The 17,071-nt window shown below is 63.1% G+C and carries 17 protein-coding genes; 6 read left to right on the top strand and 11 right to left on the bottom strand.

Going from position 1 to position 17,071, the window contains the following annotated elements; translation table 11 throughout:
* Nucleotides 1-63: 63 nt before the first annotated feature.
* Nucleotides 64-1,404, top strand: coding sequence for an SGNH/GDSL hydrolase family protein (locus AB4Z19_RS13585; protein WP_442035433.1), 1,341 nt, complete (start codon nucleotides 64-66; stop codon nucleotides 1,402-1,404).
* On the opposite strand, the gene AB4Z19_RS13580 is transcribed toward AB4Z19_RS13585, so the two are convergent.
* Nucleotides 1,405-2,145, bottom strand: a complete 741-nt coding sequence (locus AB4Z19_RS13580) for a M48 family metalloprotease (protein WP_442026327.1) — start codon at nucleotides 2,143-2,145, stop codon at nucleotides 1,405-1,407.
* An 88-nt stretch (nucleotides 2,146-2,233) separates the two neighbouring features.
* Here AB4Z19_RS13580 and AB4Z19_RS13575 point away from each other — a divergent pair, with 88 nt between their 5' ends.
* Together AB4Z19_RS13575 and AB4Z19_RS13570 are read left to right on the top strand one after the other, a co-directional pair.
* Nucleotides 2,234-2,995 (top strand): hypothetical protein, encoded by a 762-nt coding sequence (locus tag AB4Z19_RS13575; RefSeq protein ID WP_442035432.1) that lies wholly within the window; start codon nucleotides 2,234-2,236, stop codon nucleotides 2,993-2,995.
* Nucleotides 2,992-4,062, top strand: a complete 1,071-nt coding sequence (locus tag AB4Z19_RS13570) for a hypothetical protein (protein ID WP_442035431.1) — start codon at nucleotides 2,992-2,994, stop codon at nucleotides 4,060-4,062. Before AB4Z19_RS13575 ends, AB4Z19_RS13570 begins: the two co-directional genes overlap by 4 nt.
* Nucleotides 4,063-4,089: 27 nt before the next feature.
* Here AB4Z19_RS13570 and dxs read toward each other — a convergent pair whose 3' ends face one another.
* Genes dxs through AB4Z19_RS13555 form a run of 3 tightly spaced genes read right to left on the bottom strand, consistent with a single transcriptional unit; the run spans nucleotide 4,090 to nucleotide 7,085 of the window.
* Complete coding sequence (dxs, locus tag AB4Z19_RS13565) at nucleotides 4,090-5,958, bottom strand: 1-deoxy-D-xylulose-5-phosphate synthase (RefSeq protein WP_442023036.1); 1,869 nt, start codon at nucleotides 5,956-5,958, stop codon at nucleotides 4,090-4,092.
* Nucleotides 5,959-6,849 (bottom strand): polyprenyl synthetase family protein, encoded by an 891-nt coding sequence (locus AB4Z19_RS13560; protein WP_442023037.1) that lies wholly within the window; start codon nucleotides 6,847-6,849, stop codon nucleotides 5,959-5,961. It lies immediately after the preceding gene.
* On the bottom strand, nucleotides 6,846-7,085 hold the full coding sequence (locus AB4Z19_RS13555) for an exodeoxyribonuclease VII small subunit (RefSeq protein ID WP_442023038.1): 240 nt from the start codon (nucleotides 7,083-7,085) through the stop codon (nucleotides 6,846-6,848). The genes AB4Z19_RS13560 and AB4Z19_RS13555 overlap by 4 nt, the downstream gene beginning before the upstream one ends.
* A 260-nt stretch (nucleotides 7,086-7,345) precedes the next feature.
* Here AB4Z19_RS13555 and AB4Z19_RS13550 point away from each other — a divergent pair, with 260 nt between their 5' ends.
* Genes AB4Z19_RS13550 through AB4Z19_RS13540 form a run of 3 tightly spaced genes read left to right on the top strand, consistent with a single transcriptional unit; the run spans nucleotide 7,346 to nucleotide 10,223 of the window.
* Complete coding sequence (locus AB4Z19_RS13550; RefSeq protein WP_442023039.1) at nucleotides 7,346-8,446, top strand: aromatic ring-hydroxylating oxygenase subunit alpha; 1,101 nt, start codon at nucleotides 7,346-7,348, stop codon at nucleotides 8,444-8,446.
* Nucleotides 8,446-9,357, top strand: coding sequence for a DMT family transporter (locus tag AB4Z19_RS13545; RefSeq protein ID WP_442035430.1), 912 nt, complete (start codon nucleotides 8,446-8,448; stop codon nucleotides 9,355-9,357). Before AB4Z19_RS13550 ends, AB4Z19_RS13545 begins: the two co-directional genes overlap by 1 nt.
* A gap of 8 nt (nucleotides 9,358-9,365) precedes the next feature.
* Entirely contained in the window at nucleotides 9,366-10,223 is an 858-nt protein-coding gene (locus AB4Z19_RS13540; RefSeq protein WP_442023041.1) for a sulfurtransferase, read from the top strand.
* Between the two features lie 189 nt (nucleotides 10,224-10,412).
* Here the strand turns inward: AB4Z19_RS13540 and AB4Z19_RS13535 are convergent, their stop codons facing one another.
* The 7 genes from AB4Z19_RS13535 to AB4Z19_RS13505 form a co-directional block, all read right to left on the bottom strand.
* Nucleotides 10,413-11,168 (bottom strand): hypothetical protein, encoded by a 756-nt coding sequence (locus AB4Z19_RS13535; protein ID WP_442035429.1) that lies wholly within the window; start codon nucleotides 11,166-11,168, stop codon nucleotides 10,413-10,415.
* Nucleotides 11,169-11,279: 111 nt separating this feature from the next.
* Entirely contained in the window at nucleotides 11,280-11,753 is a 474-nt protein-coding gene (locus AB4Z19_RS13530) for a TssQ family T6SS-associated lipoprotein (RefSeq protein ID WP_442035428.1), read from the bottom strand.
* 2 nt (nucleotides 11,754-11,755) lie between these two features.
* Nucleotides 11,756-13,858 (bottom strand): protein kinase domain-containing protein, encoded by a 2,103-nt coding sequence (locus tag AB4Z19_RS13525; RefSeq protein ID WP_442023044.1) that lies wholly within the window; start codon nucleotides 13,856-13,858, stop codon nucleotides 11,756-11,758.
* On the bottom strand, nucleotides 13,855-14,631 hold the full coding sequence (locus tag AB4Z19_RS13520; protein ID WP_442035427.1) for a PP2C family protein-serine/threonine phosphatase: 777 nt from the start codon (nucleotides 14,629-14,631) through the stop codon (nucleotides 13,855-13,857). The genes AB4Z19_RS13525 and AB4Z19_RS13520 overlap by 4 nt, the downstream gene beginning before the upstream one ends.
* Entirely contained in the window at nucleotides 14,624-15,235 is a 612-nt protein-coding gene (gene tagH, locus AB4Z19_RS13515; protein WP_442035426.1) for a type VI secretion system-associated FHA domain protein TagH, read from the bottom strand. The genes AB4Z19_RS13520 and tagH overlap by 8 nt, the downstream gene beginning before the upstream one ends.
* Before the next feature lie 85 nt (nucleotides 15,236-15,320).
* A complete protein-coding gene (locus tag AB4Z19_RS13510; protein WP_442023049.1) occupies nucleotides 15,321-16,070 on the bottom strand; it encodes a ZIP family metal transporter in 750 nt (249 codons plus the stop codon).
* Nucleotides 16,071-16,175: 105 nt separating this feature from the next.
* Nucleotides 16,176-17,057 carry a dienelactone hydrolase family protein gene (locus tag AB4Z19_RS13505; protein ID WP_442023047.1) on the bottom strand — a complete coding sequence of 294 codons (882 nt, stop codon included), beginning with the start codon at nucleotides 17,055-17,057 and terminating at the stop codon, nucleotides 16,176-16,178.
* Nucleotides 17,058-17,071 lie beyond the last annotated feature (14 nt).

Raw genomic sequence — 17,071 nt, 5'->3', positions numbered from 1 at the left:
CCTTCTACCATCCAGAATTCGAATGAGTCAACATGGTTTCACCTTACTTTTCTGGAGAATGCCATGCACAAGATCATCGCCGCCGTCGCTGCCGCATCCATCGCAACTACCGCCGCTGCGGATGACTGGATCACCACCTGGTACGCCTCGCCGCAGCCTACCTGGGGCGCAGAATTTGCGCTGCCGACCAATGTGCCCGCAGTGCTGGAGGGACAAACCGTGCGCGAAGTCGTGCGCACCAGCGCGGGCGGCACCCGGCTGCGCGTATCCTTCTCGAACCGCTACGGCAGCGAACCCCTGATCATCGGCGAAGCCCGCATCGCCCGCACCGTTCCCAACACAGCCGCCAACACGCCAGCGTCCGGCCAACCAGCAAGCGGCGCAGCAGCCGGCGCCGACAGTACGCCAGCGGCCGTTGCGACAGCCGCGCGCGCGTCGATGGCGGCGACGGGCGGGGCGACGTCGGCGGTGGACGTGGGGAGCACGGCAGTGCTGACCTTTGGCGGCCATCGCTCGGTGACGATCGCGCCGGGGCAGACGGCAACCAGCGACGCGCTGGATTTCGTCCTGCCGCCGCTGCAGCGCCTGACTATTTCAACCTGGCTGCCGCAGCGCGCACCGACGACGACCTTCCACTGGGGCACCTGGCAGACGGGCTACATCGCGTCCGGCAACGCTACCGCCGCTGCGAACCTGGACGGCGCGCAATTGCTGCAAGGCCGCGCCTTCCTGAGCGCCGTGGAAGTCGCCGGCGGCGACACGCGGCAGCACCGCACAGTCGTGGCATTCGGCGACTCGCTCACCGACGGCAACGGTTCCACGCCGGACCAGAATCGCCGCTGGCCCGACTACCTGGCCGGGCGCCTGGCGCAGCAAGGAATCGGCGTTGCCAACGCCGGTATCGCCGGCGCGCGACTGTTAGGCGACAAAATGGGCGTGAAAGCAGCTGACCGTTTCCAGCACGATGTACTTGACCAGCCGGGCGTGGGCACAGTCGTAGTCCTGATGGGCATCAACGACATCGGTTGGCCCGGCAGCGCGTTTGCGCCGCAAGACGCACCAGCCACCGCCGAGCAACTGATCGCCGCCTACCGCCAGCTGATCGCCCGCGCCCACGCGGCCAACGTGCGCATCATCGGCGCCACGCTGCCACCATACGAAGGCTCGCTGCAAGGCACGCCATTCGAAGGCCACCACACGCCCGCCAAGGACGCCGTGCGCCGCCAGGTCAACGAATGGATTCGCCACAGCGGCGCCTTCGACACTGTCGCCGACTTCGATGCCGCCCTGCGCGACCCGGCTCATTCAACGCGCCTGCTCCCCGCCTATGACTGCGGCGACCACCTGCACCCCAGCGACGCCGGCTACGCCGCCATGGCCGAGGTAGTGCAGAAGGTGCTCTGATTAAGGCCCACCGAACAGGCGCAGCATGCCTTTGGCCATGCTGATGCGTGCGGCGGCGTCGGGATGGGAGGCGAGCAGTGGCGCGGCGTCTGTGTCGGACGCGAGTTTGCGGTAGAAGCGCAGCATTGCGGTTGGCGGCCAGCCGGCGCGGTGGGCGATGATCATGCCCAGCTGGTCCGCCTCCTGTTCCTGGATAAACGACAGACGCGCCAATCGCAGCTGCAGGGGAAGATCGGAATCGAGGCGTTCCTGCACCACATCCAGCGGCAGGTCAGGACGGTGAATCGCCAGCAAGGCCTCCGAAAAATATTCGCGCTGATGCTCGGCGATGGCGTGTGCAATCTCGTGCGCGAGCAACGTTGCCAGCTCGCCATCGTCCAGGTGCAGCCGCCGCACAAATGGGATGCCGACCAGCAGTTTGCCGCCGGCGAGGCACACGGCATCAATCGATGGGTCGCTGCTCAGGTGAAGCTCCCACTGCCAGTCCGCCGCTTCCGGCTTGAGCGACACGGCCGCGCGAATCAAGCCGGTGCTGATCTTCTGCAGCCGCGCCAGCAAAATCCGGTCGCGATCCAGCTGGCGTGACGCCGCCAGCGCAACGACTTGCGCGATATACCGGTCTTCGCCGCGTGCCGCCACTTCATCCGCGCTGAACGACAATTCCTGCGCGCGCCCAAGGTCCGGCACCTGCGCTTGCGCAAGCGGGACGATGGCGAACAGCACGAAAAGCAGGAAGCGCATGGCAGACGCTCCGGTATAAACTGTTTATACCAATATAGGCAGCAGACTGATCGGTTGCAAGCATGCTCAATTCTGATACACTGCGCCGATGCAAAAATACCAATGTTCCTTGCTCGCCCTGCTGATTGCCAGCGCCCCAGCGGCGTTTGCACAAGAGCAGACCACGCAGGACCCGCCCAGCGTCGAAGTCAAAGACATCCGCAATCCCGAACTGCGCTCCTACCGCAACATCATGGCGGGCATGAATGCGTTCGAAGAACACCACAACCTGGCGCCCGCCGCGCCCGAGCTGCGTTTCCGACTGCGCCCCAAGCGCGGCCAGCCGCCGCTGGAGAAAGGCGAAGCGCTGACCGTGCGCATCAAGGGCAATGGTGACCCGGTCATCATTCCCGTGGCGCCCGATAACACCTTCACTGTACCGCGCATGCAAGCCCTGCTCGACGATGACGCCGACATGGTCCTCAACCGCAAGAAGGGTCTGGTCGAAGGGCTGCCTGCCGTGCGCACGCCCGGCTTGCCGGAAAATGTGCGCCGCCTGGGCGACGTGCGGCTCGAATGCCAGGTGCTGATCGCCATCGGCAAGAAGGAGATGGGCTTCCTGATGCGCGCTGCGCTGACCACCGTTATGCTCAGCGGGAATTGGTGCGAGAAGAAAAATGCCGAGTTCTGGTTCAGCGGCGGCCATCCACTGGAATCGGCAGTGCTGCGCGAGGGCGAGCGTACCGCCGAAGTCAAGGTGAAAGAATGGTCGTACCTGGCGCCGCTGGGCGACGAAACCTGGTCCAACGACGCGCTGATCGAGTTCAAATATGGACCTGAACCGGCAGCCACCGCAGGAGCCGCACCGTGAAGAAGCTTCTCCTTGCATTGCTGATTGCAGGCGCCGCGCAGGCCGAAGAGCCGCAACAGGTTGAGGTTCCCGGCGTGAAGAATCCGGACATGCGCTCCTACCGCAACGTCGTCGCGGGCCTGGACGCCTTCCAGGAATATCACGCGCTGGCGCCCGCCGTGCCTGAACTGCGCTTCCGTCTCTCGGCCGGCCGCATGAGTGACCAGCTGACGGCCGGCGAGCCGCTATCGCTGCGCATCGCCGGTGAAGGCGATCCGATTCCCGTACCAGTTACGGCAGATGGCACCTTCACCCTGCCGCGCGTGCAATCCGCCATCGACGATGACGCGGACCTGATCCTCAACCGCAAGAAAGGCGCGCTGCGTGGACGCCCCGATATCCACACGCCCGGCTTGCCGGACAATGTGCGCCGGCTCGGCGATCTGCGGCTGGAATGCCAGGTGGCGGTGGCCATCGGCAAGAAGGAAATCGGTCTGCTGAAAACGCTGGCCGTCAACACGCTGGTGCTGACCACCGACTGGTGCGGTATGAGCACCGTGATGAAGGAGAAGGTCAAATTCTGGTGGCCAAGCCGGAGGATCGTCGAAGCCGCGGAAATCGTGGACGGTGAACGCCGCGAAACCATCGAAGCCAAAGACTTCAGCTACCTCACGCCGCTTGCCGACAAGGCCTGGTCGAACGATGCCCGCATCGAATTGCGTTACGCGCCCGAGCCAACAGCCGAAGAAAAAACCAACCCGTGGTTGCAGCCTTTGTTCGTACTTGGCTCCATGAACGACTGGACTTCGCGCACGCCCATGCGCAAGCTGGAGGACGGCATTTATACCGCCGAGCTGGACCTGGAAAAAGGCAAGCAGCAGCTCAAGATCGGCACACGCGGCCTTGTGGATCTGGAGCTTGGCGCGGCAGAAAAGGATGCGCAACTGACCGAAGGCGTAGCCACGCCGCTCGCGTTGAAGGGCAAGCGCCTGACCTTGAAGCTGGACCAGCCAGGACACTATACGCTGACGCTGGATGCCCGGAACACGGATGCGCCGACCTTGCGCGCAAGCCATATCCAGCAATAAAAAACGGCGCCGAGGCGCCGTTTTTATTTAGCCGTTGTTGACGACTAATCGCGGTTCGTCACCGAAGCGCGCCTTGATCGAGGCCGCGATGCCGACAGCATCCAGGCCAACGCTGGCCAGCAGCTTGGCCGGATCGCCGTGGTCGATGAACTTGTCCGGCAGGCCGAGGATCAGCAGCGGTTTGGTGATACCTTCCGCTGCCATGGCTTCTGCCACCGCCGAACCGGCGCCACCCATCACGCAGCCCTCTTCCACCGTCACCAGGTAATCGTGATCGGCAGCCAGCTGCTTGACCAGTTCCACATCCAGCGGCTTCACGAAGCGCATATTGGCCACGGTGGCCTTCAGCGATTCGGCCGCGCCTATTGCCGGAGCAACCATGGAGCCGAAAGCCAGGATCGCGATCTTGTTGCCCTTGCGGCGGATTTCGCCCTTACCGATCGGCAGCGTGGTCAGTTCCTGCTTGATCGTCGCACCAGTGCCGGCACCGCGTGGATAGCGCACGGCAGCCGGACCTGGATAACGGAAGGCAGTCGTCAGCATCTGGCGCGATTCGTTTTCATCGGACGGCGCCATCACCACCATATTCGGGATGCAGCGCAGGTAAGCCAGGTCGTAGTTACCGGCGTGGGTCGCACCGTCGGCACCGACGATACCGGCGCGGTCCAGCGCAAAGGTCACGTCCAGATTCTGCAGAGCCACGTCGTGGATCAGCTGATCGTAGCCGCGCTGCAGGAAGGTCGAATAGATTGCCACTACCGGCTTCATACCTTCGCAAGCCAGGCCGGCGCCGAAGGTCACCGAGTGCTGCTCGGCGATGCCGACGTCGAAGTAGCGGTCAGGATGCTCCTGTTCGAAGCGCACCATGCCCGAGCCTTCGCGCATGGCTGGCGTGATGCCGACCAGCTTCTTGTCCGCCTTGGCCATATCGCACAGCCAGTCGCCGAACACTTCGGTGTACGTCTTCTTGGACGGCGCCAGCGCAGGCTTGATGCCCTCAGCCGGATTGAACTTGCCGGTGCCGTGATAGAGGATAGGTTCGGCTTCGGCCAGCTTGTAGCCTTGGCCCTTCTTGGTCACCACGTGCAGGAATTGCGGACCTTTCAGCTCGCGAATGTTCTGCAGGGTTGGAATCAGCGAATCAAGGTCGTGGCCATCGATTGGGCCGATGTAATTGAAGCCCAGTTCTTCGAACATGGTGGCCGGAACTACCATGCCTTTCGCGTGGCCTTCCAGTTTCTTGGCCAGCTCCAGCACAGGACCTGGCAGCACGGACTTGCCGACATTCTTCGCCGCAGCGTAGAACTGGCCGGACATCAGGCGCGCCAGATAGCGGTTCAGTGCACCGACCGGCGGCGAGATCGACATATCGTTGTCGTTCAGGATCACCAGCAGATTGCAGTCTTTCTCCACGCCCGCGTTGTTCAGCGCTTCAAACGCCATACCCGCCGTCATGGAGCCGTCGCCGATCACGGCGATGGAGTGGCGCTGCTCGCCCTTGATCTTGGCGGCTGCGGCCATGCCCAGCGCTGCCGAGATCGAGGTGGACGAGTGGGCAGTGCCGAAGGTGTCGTATTCCGATTCCACGCGGCGCGGGAAGCCGGAGATGCCATCCAGCTGGCGCAGCGTGTGGAACTGCTCGCGGCGGCCGGTCAGGATCTTGTGCGAGTAGGTCTGGTGGCCCACATCCCACACGATGCGATCTGCCGGGGTGTTGTACACATAATGCAGCGCAATCGTCAGTTCGACGGTGCCGAGGTTGGACGACAGGTGGCCGCCAGTCTTGGACACGGAGTCCAGCAGGAAGCCGCGCAGTTCATCGGCTAGCGGAATCAGCTGGCTGCGCGACAGCTTGCGCAGGTCGGCCGGGTTATTGATGGTTTCGAGCAGTGTCATTTATGCCTTCCTCCGCACGATCAGGTCTGCAATTTCGCGCAGGCGCTGTGCTTGTTCTCCGAACGGCGCCAGCGCGTTATGTGCATCCTGACGCAGTTTTTCCGCCAGCGCAATCGAAGGCTCCAGGCCCAGGATCGACACATAGGTCGGTTTGTTGTCCGCCGCGTCCTTGCCAGCGGTCTTGCCCAGCGTGGCCGAATCGGCCGTCGCATCCAGCACGTCATCGACCACCTGGAAGGCCAGGCCGATGGCACGCGAGTAATCGTCCAGCGCTTTCAGTTCCGTATCGCTCAGCTCTTTGCCGGCCAGCGCGCCCAGCACCACGGAAGCACGCAGCAGTGCGCCCGTCTTCAGGCGGTGCATCTGCTCCAGCTGCTCCAGGGTCAGGCTGATGCCCACGCTATCCAGGTCGATGGCCTGGCCGCCGCACATGCCCAGCGAACCGGAAGCGAAAGCCAGCAGTTTCAGCATCGCTACCTGGCGCTGCGCCGGTACGGTGTCGCATTCGGACAGTACCAGGAAGGCCTGCGACTGCAGGGCATCGCCCACCAGCAGCGCGGTCGCCTCATCATACGCTTTGTGCACGGTCGGCTTGCCGCGGCGCAGTTCATCGTCGTCCATGCATGGCATGTCGTCGTGCACCAGCGAGTAAGCATGGATCATTTCCACTGCCGCTGCCGCCCGGCTCAGGGCCTTGGCGTCGGCATCAAACAGCGCACCGGCGGCGAACACCAGCAGCGGGCGCACCCGCTTGCCGCCGTCCAGCACCGCATAGCGCATCGCCTCGTGCAGCTTGGCCGGCACCGCATCGGCGGCCGGCAGGTAGGCCGACAAATCGTCTTCGACTGCAGCCTGTATGGATTTCATCCAGTCCTGGAATGTCACCGTCATTGGTCCGCCTCGCCGTTCTCGGCGAAGGGCTTCAGCATTTCCCCTTCCAGCACTTTCACTTGCGCCTCCACTTTTTCCAGTTGGCTTGCGCAGAACTTCACCAGTTCAGAGCCGCGCGCGTAGGCGGCTACGGATGCTTCGAGCGGCAATTGCCCGGCCTCCATCTGGGTGACGAGCTGCGCCAGCTCGGCCATCGCTTCCTCGAATGTCGCGGGAGCAGTCATATTTTTTGGCATAAAGCTATTTATATACTATGTAGGGCGCTATTTTAGAACAAATGCCATGCCGGGGGGCGGGCATTGCCTCTGCGAGCGGTTCAATGTTGCCAATATTACCAGACGCGCACCGGACTTTCCTCCCGCAGATAATTAAGCGAAGATGGTCCATTTCGCGGTATAATCTCCGGTTCTGTCCGAAATACCGTTTTTATTCTCTGAATTCAGGTCTTTGCGGATCTTTCTCTTCTTGGTTTGATATTTAATTAAGGGGGGTTTGGATGTCCGATCTGGGTAGCCACGCCAAGCTGGCGCGTTCGAACGCGCAACTTCCGGTAAGCGTCTATTTTGACGAAACGCTGCTGCAGCGTGAAATGCAGGAACTATTCAAAAAAGGCCCGCGCTATGTCGGCCATGAGCTGATGGTGCCGAACGTCGGCGACTTCGCCACCCTGGCCGCCGAAAATGAAGGCCGCATGCTGGTGCGTAATGCCGGCGGCGTCGAATTGCTGTCCAATGTGTGCCGTCACCGGCAGGCGCTGATGTTCAATGGCCGCGGCAACGCCGATACCATCGTCTGCCCGCTGCACCGCTGGACTTACGACCTCAAAGGCGAACTGCTGGGCGCTCCGCATTTCCCGGAGACGCCTTGCCTCAACCTGCCCAAGTCCCAGCTGCAAAGCTGGAACGGCCTGCTGTTCGAACAGAATGGCTACAGCGTGATGGACAAGCTGAAGAACATGTCCGTCACCAGGGACCTGGACTTCAGCGGCTATATGCTGGACCACGTGGAAGTGCACGAGTGCGATTACAACTGGAAGACTTTCATCGAAGTCTACCTGGAGGATTACCACGTCGAGCCTTTCCATCCGGGCCTGGGCAGCTTTGTCAGCTGCGACGATCTGCGCTGGGAATTCGGCGCCGATTACAGCGTGCAGACCGTGGGCGTGAACCGCGGCCTGAAGAAGTCCGGTTCCGATATCTATCAGAAGTGGCATGAGCAGGTGCTCAAATTCCGCAACGGCGAGCCGCCGAAATATGGCGCGATCTGGCTGACGCTCTACCCGAACATCATGGTGGAGTGGTATCCGCACGTGCTGGTGGTGTCTACCTTGTGGCCGATGGGTCCACAGAAAACCCGCAACGTCGTCGAATTCTACTATCCGGAAGAAATCGTGCTGTTCGAGCGCGAATTCATCGAAGCTGAACGCGCGGCCTATATGGAAACCTGCGTGGAGGACGACGAAATCGCCCTGCGCATGGATGCCGGCCGCAAGATCCTGCTGGACCGCGGCGAAACCGACGCCGGTCCTTATCAGTCGCCAATGGAAGACGGCATGCAGCACTTCCATGAGTGGTACCGGAGTAAGGTCACCGTCTGATGCAATCGCTCTGGATGCTCGTTGCCAGCTTCATGTTCGCCGCCATGGGCGTGTGCGTGAAGCTGGCGTCCGACGACTTCAGCACCTCTGAAATCGTGATGTACCGCGGGATTGTCGGAACTGTTGTCCTGTTCTGCACCATCCGCATCCGGGGCCTCTCCCTCAAGACCACCATGCCGTGGGACCACCTGTGGCGTGGCTTTATCGGCGTGATCTCGCTGTGGCTGTGGTTTTACGCCATCGGCAAACTCCCTCTCGCCACGGCAATTACGCTGAACTACATGGCGCCGATCTGGATCGCGGTGTGGCTGTTCGGCCATGGCTGGTGGCATCGCAAGAATCACGTCGAGTGGCCGCTGATCGCGGCGGTGCTCATGAGCTTTGTCGGCGTGGCCCTGCTGCTGCGGCCTGCCTTTGCTTCAAACCAGATGGGGCCAGCGATGGTGGCGCTGATTTCGTCCGTGCTGTCGGCCATGGCTTATCTGCAGGTGCGCAAACTGGGCCTGGCGGGCGAACCCGAATACCGCGTGGTGTTTTATTTCTCGGTGATGAACCTGCTGGCCGGTGCCGGCGGCCATATTGTCGAATCCGGCCTGCACTTCACACGCCCGAACAGCTACACGATCTGGCTGCTGCTGGGACTTGGCCTGCTGGGCATGGGCGCGCAGATCGCCATGACGCGCGCGTACCGCCTCGGCAAGACGCTGGTGGTAGCCAATCTGCAGTACACCGGCATCGTGTTTTCCAGTATCTGGGGCGTGATCGTTTTCAACGATACCTTCGATTGGCATAGCTGGGCGGGCATCGCCATCATCCTCGCTTCCGGAATCGCCGCAACGTTTTACAATACGCGCAGTACGGAACGCGGCAAGGCCATTGCCGAAACCGATCCGATTGCCAGTGAAGCGTGAGGAAACCTATGTACACCACTCTGATTGATGTCGAGACTTTGGCGCAGCATTTGACGGACCCGAGCTGGGTCATCCTCGACTGCCGCCACGACCTGCTGAATCCTGACTTCGGCCGCAACGCCTTCGCCGAAGGCCATATCCAGAACGCGCAGTTTGCCAGCATCGACAATGATTTGTCGGGTCCCAAGACCGGCAGCGGCGCCACTTTCCGCGGCCGCCATCCCCTGCCCGATCGCGCCGCGCTGATCGAAACGCTGCGCCGCTTCGGCATCAACGACAACACGCAAGTCATCGCCTACGACGGCGCCGGCCAGGGTGGCATGTACGCCTCGCGCGCCTGGTGGCTGCTGCGCTGGATCGGCCATCAAGCCGTGGCCGTGCTGGACGGCGGCCTTGCCGCATGGACCGCAGCCGGCCATGCTGTCGTGACGCCGGTTGCGCCGCGCGCACGCGGCAACATCACTGAACGCGCAACGCTGACGCGCACTGTATCCGCTTCCGATCTGGTCGAGAATCTGACCACCGCGCGCTACCAGGTCGTCGACGCACGCGCCAACGACCGCTTCCGCGGCGAGAATGAATCCATCGACCCGGTCGGCGGTCACATCCCCGGCGCCAAAAACCGCTTCTTCAAAGACAACCTCGCCGCCGACGGCCGCTTCAAGGACGCCGCTTCCTTGAAAGCCGCCTTCACGCCACTGTTCGCATCGCCATCGGTCGCCGTCATGCAGTGCGGCTCCGGCGTCACCGCCTGCCACAATCTGCTCGCCCTGGAAATCGCCGGGCTCTCCGGCGCCGCGCTCTATCCCGGCTCCTGGTCCGAATGGTGCGCCGACCCAGCCCGCCCAGTTGCCACCGGCGCCTGATATAGCCCGATTGGCGTCCGCCGGCGCCTGATTTAGCCTGATCGGCGTCCGCTGGCGCCTGATTTAGCCCCAACGGCGTCCGCTGGCGCCTGATTTAGCCCCATCGGCGTCCGCTGGCGCCTGATAAAACCAATGGCGTGAACCTGGTGCCTGCCACGTCGTGGCAGGCACCGGCTTTAGGCCGTGGGTTTAATCGCCACCACCTCCACATCCGCCGCCACAACTGCTGCCGCAGCTGCTGCCTCCGCCATCACAGCCGCAGGAGCTGCCGCCGTCGCTGCTGTCGCAGCTGATCGAGCTGCCGCAGCCGGAACCGCAGGCGCTGCCGTCGGTGCGGCGGCGGGCGCGTTCGAGTTCCATGTACTCGGCGTAGGCGAGTGGTGCGATCAGGCCTGCGCTGGCGAGACCTGCCGCTTGCAGCGATGGCGGGCAGGCCACCAGCGGGTCGAAGCGGCCGCGGTCATCCATCTGAGAGTAGCCAGCGTACCCGCGCTGCACCGTGTAGCCAAAGCCGTTCGGCATTTTCAGTTTGCGATCCAGCAGGAACAGGCCAGGCAAGCGTGGACCGGCGGGCCGGATGCCTTCGCGCTCGCGCGCCCGCACCAGGCAGACGGCCAGGGCATCGTCCATATTGCCCGGCATATTGGCACGCTCGACGTGCGGGATGTTGCGGCCGAAGTTCCGGCGGCAGAAGGCTTCCAGTTTCAGTGGTGAGAGCCGCTGCCAGGCATGCCACACCGAGTCGGCCGCCAGCGACGGCAAGGCGCAGGGCTTGCTGTCGTGGGACGCGCAGTCGAAGAAGGCGATCAGGCCCTCCGCCGCGCGGGCAAAAAAAACGGCATCTCCTGGGATGCCGTTGAATTCATTTTTAGCGCTACTCTTCCAGTAATCAAAAAGATTAGCGGGCATTTCCGCCAATTGCTTGCTGTAGCGTGAACGCCGCATGATTCGCTGCGCCCGCCATTGCTGCCATGTGCTCAACATCTCCTTCTCTCCCTTTCTTGTTGTTGTTCTTGGTATTCAGGATAGACAGGCTTTATGACGAATCAATGACAATTATTTGACTGTCTCTTTTCGCGCACGCTCATAGGAGGGAGTCCACAGCGGATGGCCTTTTTCACCGGGCGCCAGCGCGAAGGTTTTATCGAGCTTGAATGCTTTGGCGAATTGCTGGCGGCACAAGGTGGTGCGGTTGGTCAGACAGTAGTTGAAGGCGGTGTATTTGAACGCATCCAGTTGCGTGGCCTTGTCGCCGTTCTTCCAGATTTCTTTCGAGTTGTTCAGTACCTTGAGCGAGCCGTTGTAGTCGCCGGCCTGGTACAAGGTGATCGCTGCGTTCAGGTCCTTGCGCGCGGGGTTGATTTCAGGCGGCGCTTCCGGTGCGGGGGCCGCCGGTTCCTTCACGTGTGCAGTGGGCGCGCTTGCCGCAGCGGCGGGAGCGTGTGCTTCGTCGGCGTCTTTCGACACCGGCGTAGTGGCGTTGCAGGCGGCGAGCAGTGCCAGGCATAGCAGGCTGACGTAGGTCTTCATGTTCAGTGCGAGTTGGCGAAGTCGTGACGCAAGGTTGCGGTCTTGTTGGCCGCGACCGTGATCGTCACCACGCGCTCAGGGAAATTCGGGTTCTCAATTTTAATCTGATGTTGGCCTTCAGGCAGGGACAATTTCTTCAACGGTGGCGTGGGGCCTTTTTCGACACCGTCCACGGTGACGTTTGCCCATGGCATCACGTTCAGCGTGACCGTGCCGTTGGTCGATGCGGCCGGCTTTGCAGGTTCCTCTTTCGCTGGCGCGGCTGCCTCGGGCGCTGATGCTACAACGGGTGCCGCCGCTTGCGTGGCTTCAGCTGGCGCCGGCGCTGAGGCCGGGATTTCTACGCTGGCTGTCTCGTGCACTTCAACCGGCGCCTCACCGCTGGCCGCGTAGAGGCCTGCGGCGGTAAGCAGCGCCAGGCCGGCGATGACAGCGCCAACCAGCGCGGGGCGGCGATTGCGCGGGGCAGACGCGGACGCTTTTGTTTCGCCGGGCTTTGCGCTGCGTTTGGATTTATCGGGCACGGCGGCGCCACGGCTCGCACCTGGTTTCGACGCCCTCCCAGCACGCTCCTTTTCCGCCGCGGTGGCGGCAGCAGCATCAGCGCGGCCTTTGCCTGACGCGACGCCAGCCGCGTCACCGTGTGCATCGCCCAGCGCGGTGGCAGCAGCATCAGCGTGGCCTTTGCTCGGCGCAGCGGCCGATGCGGCGACAGCGTGGTCCTTGCGAGATGCGGTGTGCGAAGCAGCTGCGGAGGACTCTGCTGCGTGGTTCTTGCGGGATGCTGTGTGCGAAGCGGCTGCGGAGGACTCTGCTGCGCGGTCCTTGCTGGGTGCAGCGCGCGATGCGGCGGCGGCCTCCGCGGCTTGGTCCTTGCTCCGCGTAGCGGCCGGTGCGGCAACAGGCGCCGCGGCGCTGGAGGCTTTGGATGCGCTGTCGGCTTCAGGCGCGCGTGGAGCAGCGTCGGCGTCATTGGCGGCGGCGACCGAAGCAGGCGACGCGGCTGCGGGCGCGGACGAGGCGGGCGCTGGCTCGGTCGACGCAGGCGCAGGCGCGGACGCAGGCGCTGGTGCGGGCGACGCAGGGTTCGGCGCTGTCCCTGGCACGGGCGACGCAGCGGATGGCGCAGGCGATGCGGGCGGAGTCGTGCCTGCAACCGGCGTCGCCGGCAGGGCTGGCCGCGTATCGACGCGCGCCGGTCCCGGCTGCGTGTGAGGATTATCGGTCAGTTCAATGCCCAGCATCAGCGCGAACTCGCCAATCGTCTGTGGACGCTCATCGGGCCGTACCAGCATACCGCGGTCGATCGCCGCGCGGAATGGCGCGCTGAATTCGGGGTGGTCGGCGCCGGCCAGCGGCACTAAAGGATCATTGAGCATGCGCGCCACGGCTGCAGGAGGCGCCTTGTGCGTAATCGCCGAATACACGACCGCGGACAGCGAATAGATATCCGTCCACGGTCCCTGCCGCATGCTCTCATCATCCGCATACTGTTCGACCGGCGCGAAACCCGGCTTCAGAATCACGGTCAGCGACTGCGACATCCCAGTCACGATCTGGCGCGCTGCGCCGAAATCCAGCAGCACGGCATCGCCGTTCGGCTGGATCATGATGTTTTCCGGCGAGATGTCGCGATGCAGGATATTCGATTTGTACAGCGCGTCCAGTGCGCCCAACAGCGAGCGCAAAATGCGGCGCAGCCAATCCTCAGTCACCACATTCGGATCGTTGCGCACCAGCGTCTTGAACGTCTGGCCTTCGTAATAGCGCATGGCCATATAGGCCGTCGAATTCTGTTCCCAGAAGCGGTACACCTTCACCAGCGCCGGATGATCGAACTGCGCCAGCAAGCGCGCCTCGTTGATGAAGCTGCGCAGGCCCGCTTCGAAAGCCTCGCCATGGCGCTTGGAACGCACCGACACGCTATGGTCGTCGCCGCGCGATGCCAGCGACGCCGGCATGTATTCCTTCACCGCCACGGTGCGCTGCAGCGAATGGTCGAAGGCGAGGTAGACGATACCGAAACCACCCTCGCCGATCACGCTCTGGATTTCAAACTCGCCAAGCTTGGTGCCGATGGCGAGACAATTCAGCGATCCGCTCATGGCGCCCCCACAACCACGGCCTGCGCCGTATAGTTATCGCGCGTCTCTTCGCTGCCCGTGCTGGCGGCATCGGCCGCCGCACACAGCGCGTTCAGCCACTCCTGCGCGCTGCCCGCGCGCGCGAGGCAAGCTTCCATGACGTCTTCCGTCACCCATTCCCACAAGCCGTCGGTGCAAATGAGGATGGCATCGCCCTCCTCCAGCGCCAGCGGCCCCATGACGTCCGGCAGCACATCGCTTTCCGCGCCAATCGCGGCATACAGCACATTGCGGCGCTTGTGCGTGCGCGGATCGGCGCCGATGGCCAGGCCGCCATCGATCAGCTGCTGTACCAGGCTGTGATCGCGCGTGACGTGCAGTTCGCGTCCACCGCGGAACAGGTAAATGCGGGTATCGCCCAGGTGTGCCCAGCAAGCCTCGCCATGCGCGCGGTCCAGCAGCACCGTGGCCACGGTCGCGCTCATCGACGCCAGCTGCGGACGGCCGATCTTCTCGCGCTGCACATCATTGGTCGCCTTCGAAATCAGTGCGCGCAGCAAGGCCTGCGTGCCGCCCGGCGAGCGCTCGAAGGCGCCAACCACGGCCTGCACCACCAGTGCCGACGCGATCTCGCCGCCCTCATGTCCGCCCGCGCCGTCAGCGACGACCAGGCACACCAGGGCGCCATTGTCGGTGGATGCGCAGGCATCCTGATTGGAAGAGCGCCCGCCAATGCAGGACACTTCCGCGATATCGAGGGCGACGTTGCGCCCGGCCAGTGCTGGATCAGCCATCGTATGCCTCGTCCTGGATGCGCTCCATGCGGCGCTCATATGCTTCGAGGAAGGCCGTGCCCAGCACGGCGTGGAAATCGTCGGTCACGGCTTGTGACAGCTTCGCGTGAGCCGCGCTGTAATGTTCGAACTGCTGCGCCTTGCCGTTCCATGGCAAGGCCGCGCCAAGGCCGCGCGGAGCCGGCATCACATCCGGATCGAGACGGCGCAGCGTTTCGCCGACGGCGCCCTGCATGCCGGCCAGCACGCAATCCTGATGCGCCTGCAGATCGGCGTAGGCGTCTTCCAGCGCTTCGATCGGCCCCATGAAGCCAGGCATCTTCTTACGCAGCATCTGCGTCAGCGCGATCTGGCTCTCCGGCAGGAATTTGAGCGGATTGTTATTGCGCACCACAACCTGGGTGGCGTCGGCGTGGATATCGCGCTTGAGATGAGCACGCGCACCAAGCAACTGGAAAGTGCCGCCAATGGACTTGGAGAGCAGCTTGCCGAGCAGTTCCATGAATTCAGGTGTCAGTGGCTGATTCATGGCCGTGGCGGGCAAACCAGCTCCCTTGAGGAAGGCTGCCATCAGTACGTCGGTGTTGTCAGTATGCTCAGTCATCATGCGTCCGCGAAAAGGATGCATGGAGCGTAGCAGGAATCGTGCCTAAAGTCATTGCTTGGCAGCAATGAAACTTGCAGTTATTTCAGTGCCCGGCCGTGAGGAATAAAACAATGACAACGCCGAGCCCAATCAGCAGCACTTGCGGCACGGTTTCGCGCAGGGTGGCACGGCGCTGCATCTGCGGCATCAGGTCGCTGACGGCGATGTAAATGAAGCCGGAGGAAGCGAATACCAGCACGTAGGGAATCAGGCTGCTGGCATGGTCCAGCGTGAAATAGCCCAGCAAGCCGCCGGCTACGGCCAGCAGGCTGCACAGCAGGTTGTAGACGTAGGCGCGGGTGCGCGAGAAGCCGGCGTTCAGCAGCACGATGAAGTCGCCGATCTCCTGCGGGATTTCGTGAGCAATGATGGCCACGCCCGTCACGATGCCCAGCTGCGGATTGGCCAGGAAGGCGGCAGCAATCAGAATGCCGTCCGTGAAATTGTGCATGCCGTCGCCGACCAGGATCATCCAGCCCGCCTTGCCCGCCTCGCGCTTGTCGTGGCCGTGGGCGTGGTGGTGGCCGTCGTGCTCGTGGTGATGGGAGTGGCGCAGGATGGCCAGCTTTTCCAGCATGAAGAAGGCCAGCAGGCCCGCCAGCAGCGCGCCAAACAGGGAACGGGGATCGGCGCCCGATTCGAAGGCCTCCGGCAGCGCGTGCAGCAGCGAGGTCGACAGCATGATGCCCACCGACAGGCTGACCATGCGCTCGACCACCTTGGACAGGAGGGCGAACGAAAACACCGCCGCTGCCGAAATACTGGCAACGCCGGCGATGGTGGTAGCCAGCAGGATGGAAATCAGGACGGGATCGATTTTACGTACCTCGGGCGCGGAAAAATGCGCAAACCGGGCATTTTACAGCCCGGAGCGCATTCTTGCCGAGTCCTGCTTCAGTCAGGCGACGCCGTGGGCCTTGAACCAGGCCAGCGCACGCGACCAGCCGTCCCTGGCGTCGGCCTCCACGTAGCTGGGGCGGTAGTCGGCGTTGAAGGCGTGGCCGGAATTTGGATAGACCACGAAGGTCGACTGGCTGCTGCCTTTGGCCAGTTCGGCTTTCATCTTTTCGATGGAATCCTGCGGGATGCCCTGGTCTTTGCCGCCGTACAGGCCCAGGACCGGCGTTTTCAGCGTCGCGGCATACTCGATCGGCTGATGCGGGTTGATGCTGTTGGTTTCGCCCACCAGACGGCCGTACCAGGCCACGCCAGCCTTCACGTTCGGATTGTGCGCGGCGTACAGCCAGGTGATGCGGCCGCCCCAGCAGAAGCCGGTAATGCCCAGTTTATCGGTGTTGCCGCCATTGGCTTTGGCCCAGGCGACGGTGACGTCCAGGTCCGCCAGCACTTCGCTGTCCGGCGTTTTGGAGATGATGTTTTTAATAAGATCGGCAATCGCCGGTTCTTTTTGCGGATCGCCGTGGCGCACGAACAGGTCCGGCGCCAGCGCCAGATAGCCTTGCTTGGCGAAGCGGCGCGCGATGTCGGCAATGTGTTCATGCACACCGAAGATTTCGGACACCACCAGGATCACCGGCAGGCCGGTCTTGCCTTCAGGCTGGGCGCGGTACACGGGCACTTTCTGGCCGTTGACTTCGATGGTCACGGTGCCGGCGGTGAGGCCTGCGGTGTCGGTGTGGATGGTTTCAGCGCTGACCGGCAGCACGGCGGCGGCAAAGCCGGTGCCCAGCGCGGCCTTCAGAAAATCGCGGCGATCCAGGCCGTCCGCAGCGTTCGGTGGTGCAACCAGACTTTTTGCATCGGACAGCAGGTCTTTCATGCGCCACCTCCCAA

The sequence above is a fragment of the Pseudoduganella sp. RAF19 genome (assembly GCF_052114165.1).
In the GTDB taxonomy this organism is placed as follows: Bacteria; Pseudomonadota; Gammaproteobacteria; order Burkholderiales; family Burkholderiaceae_D; genus Rugamonas.
This window is presented reverse-complemented; position numbering and strand designations above follow the sequence as displayed.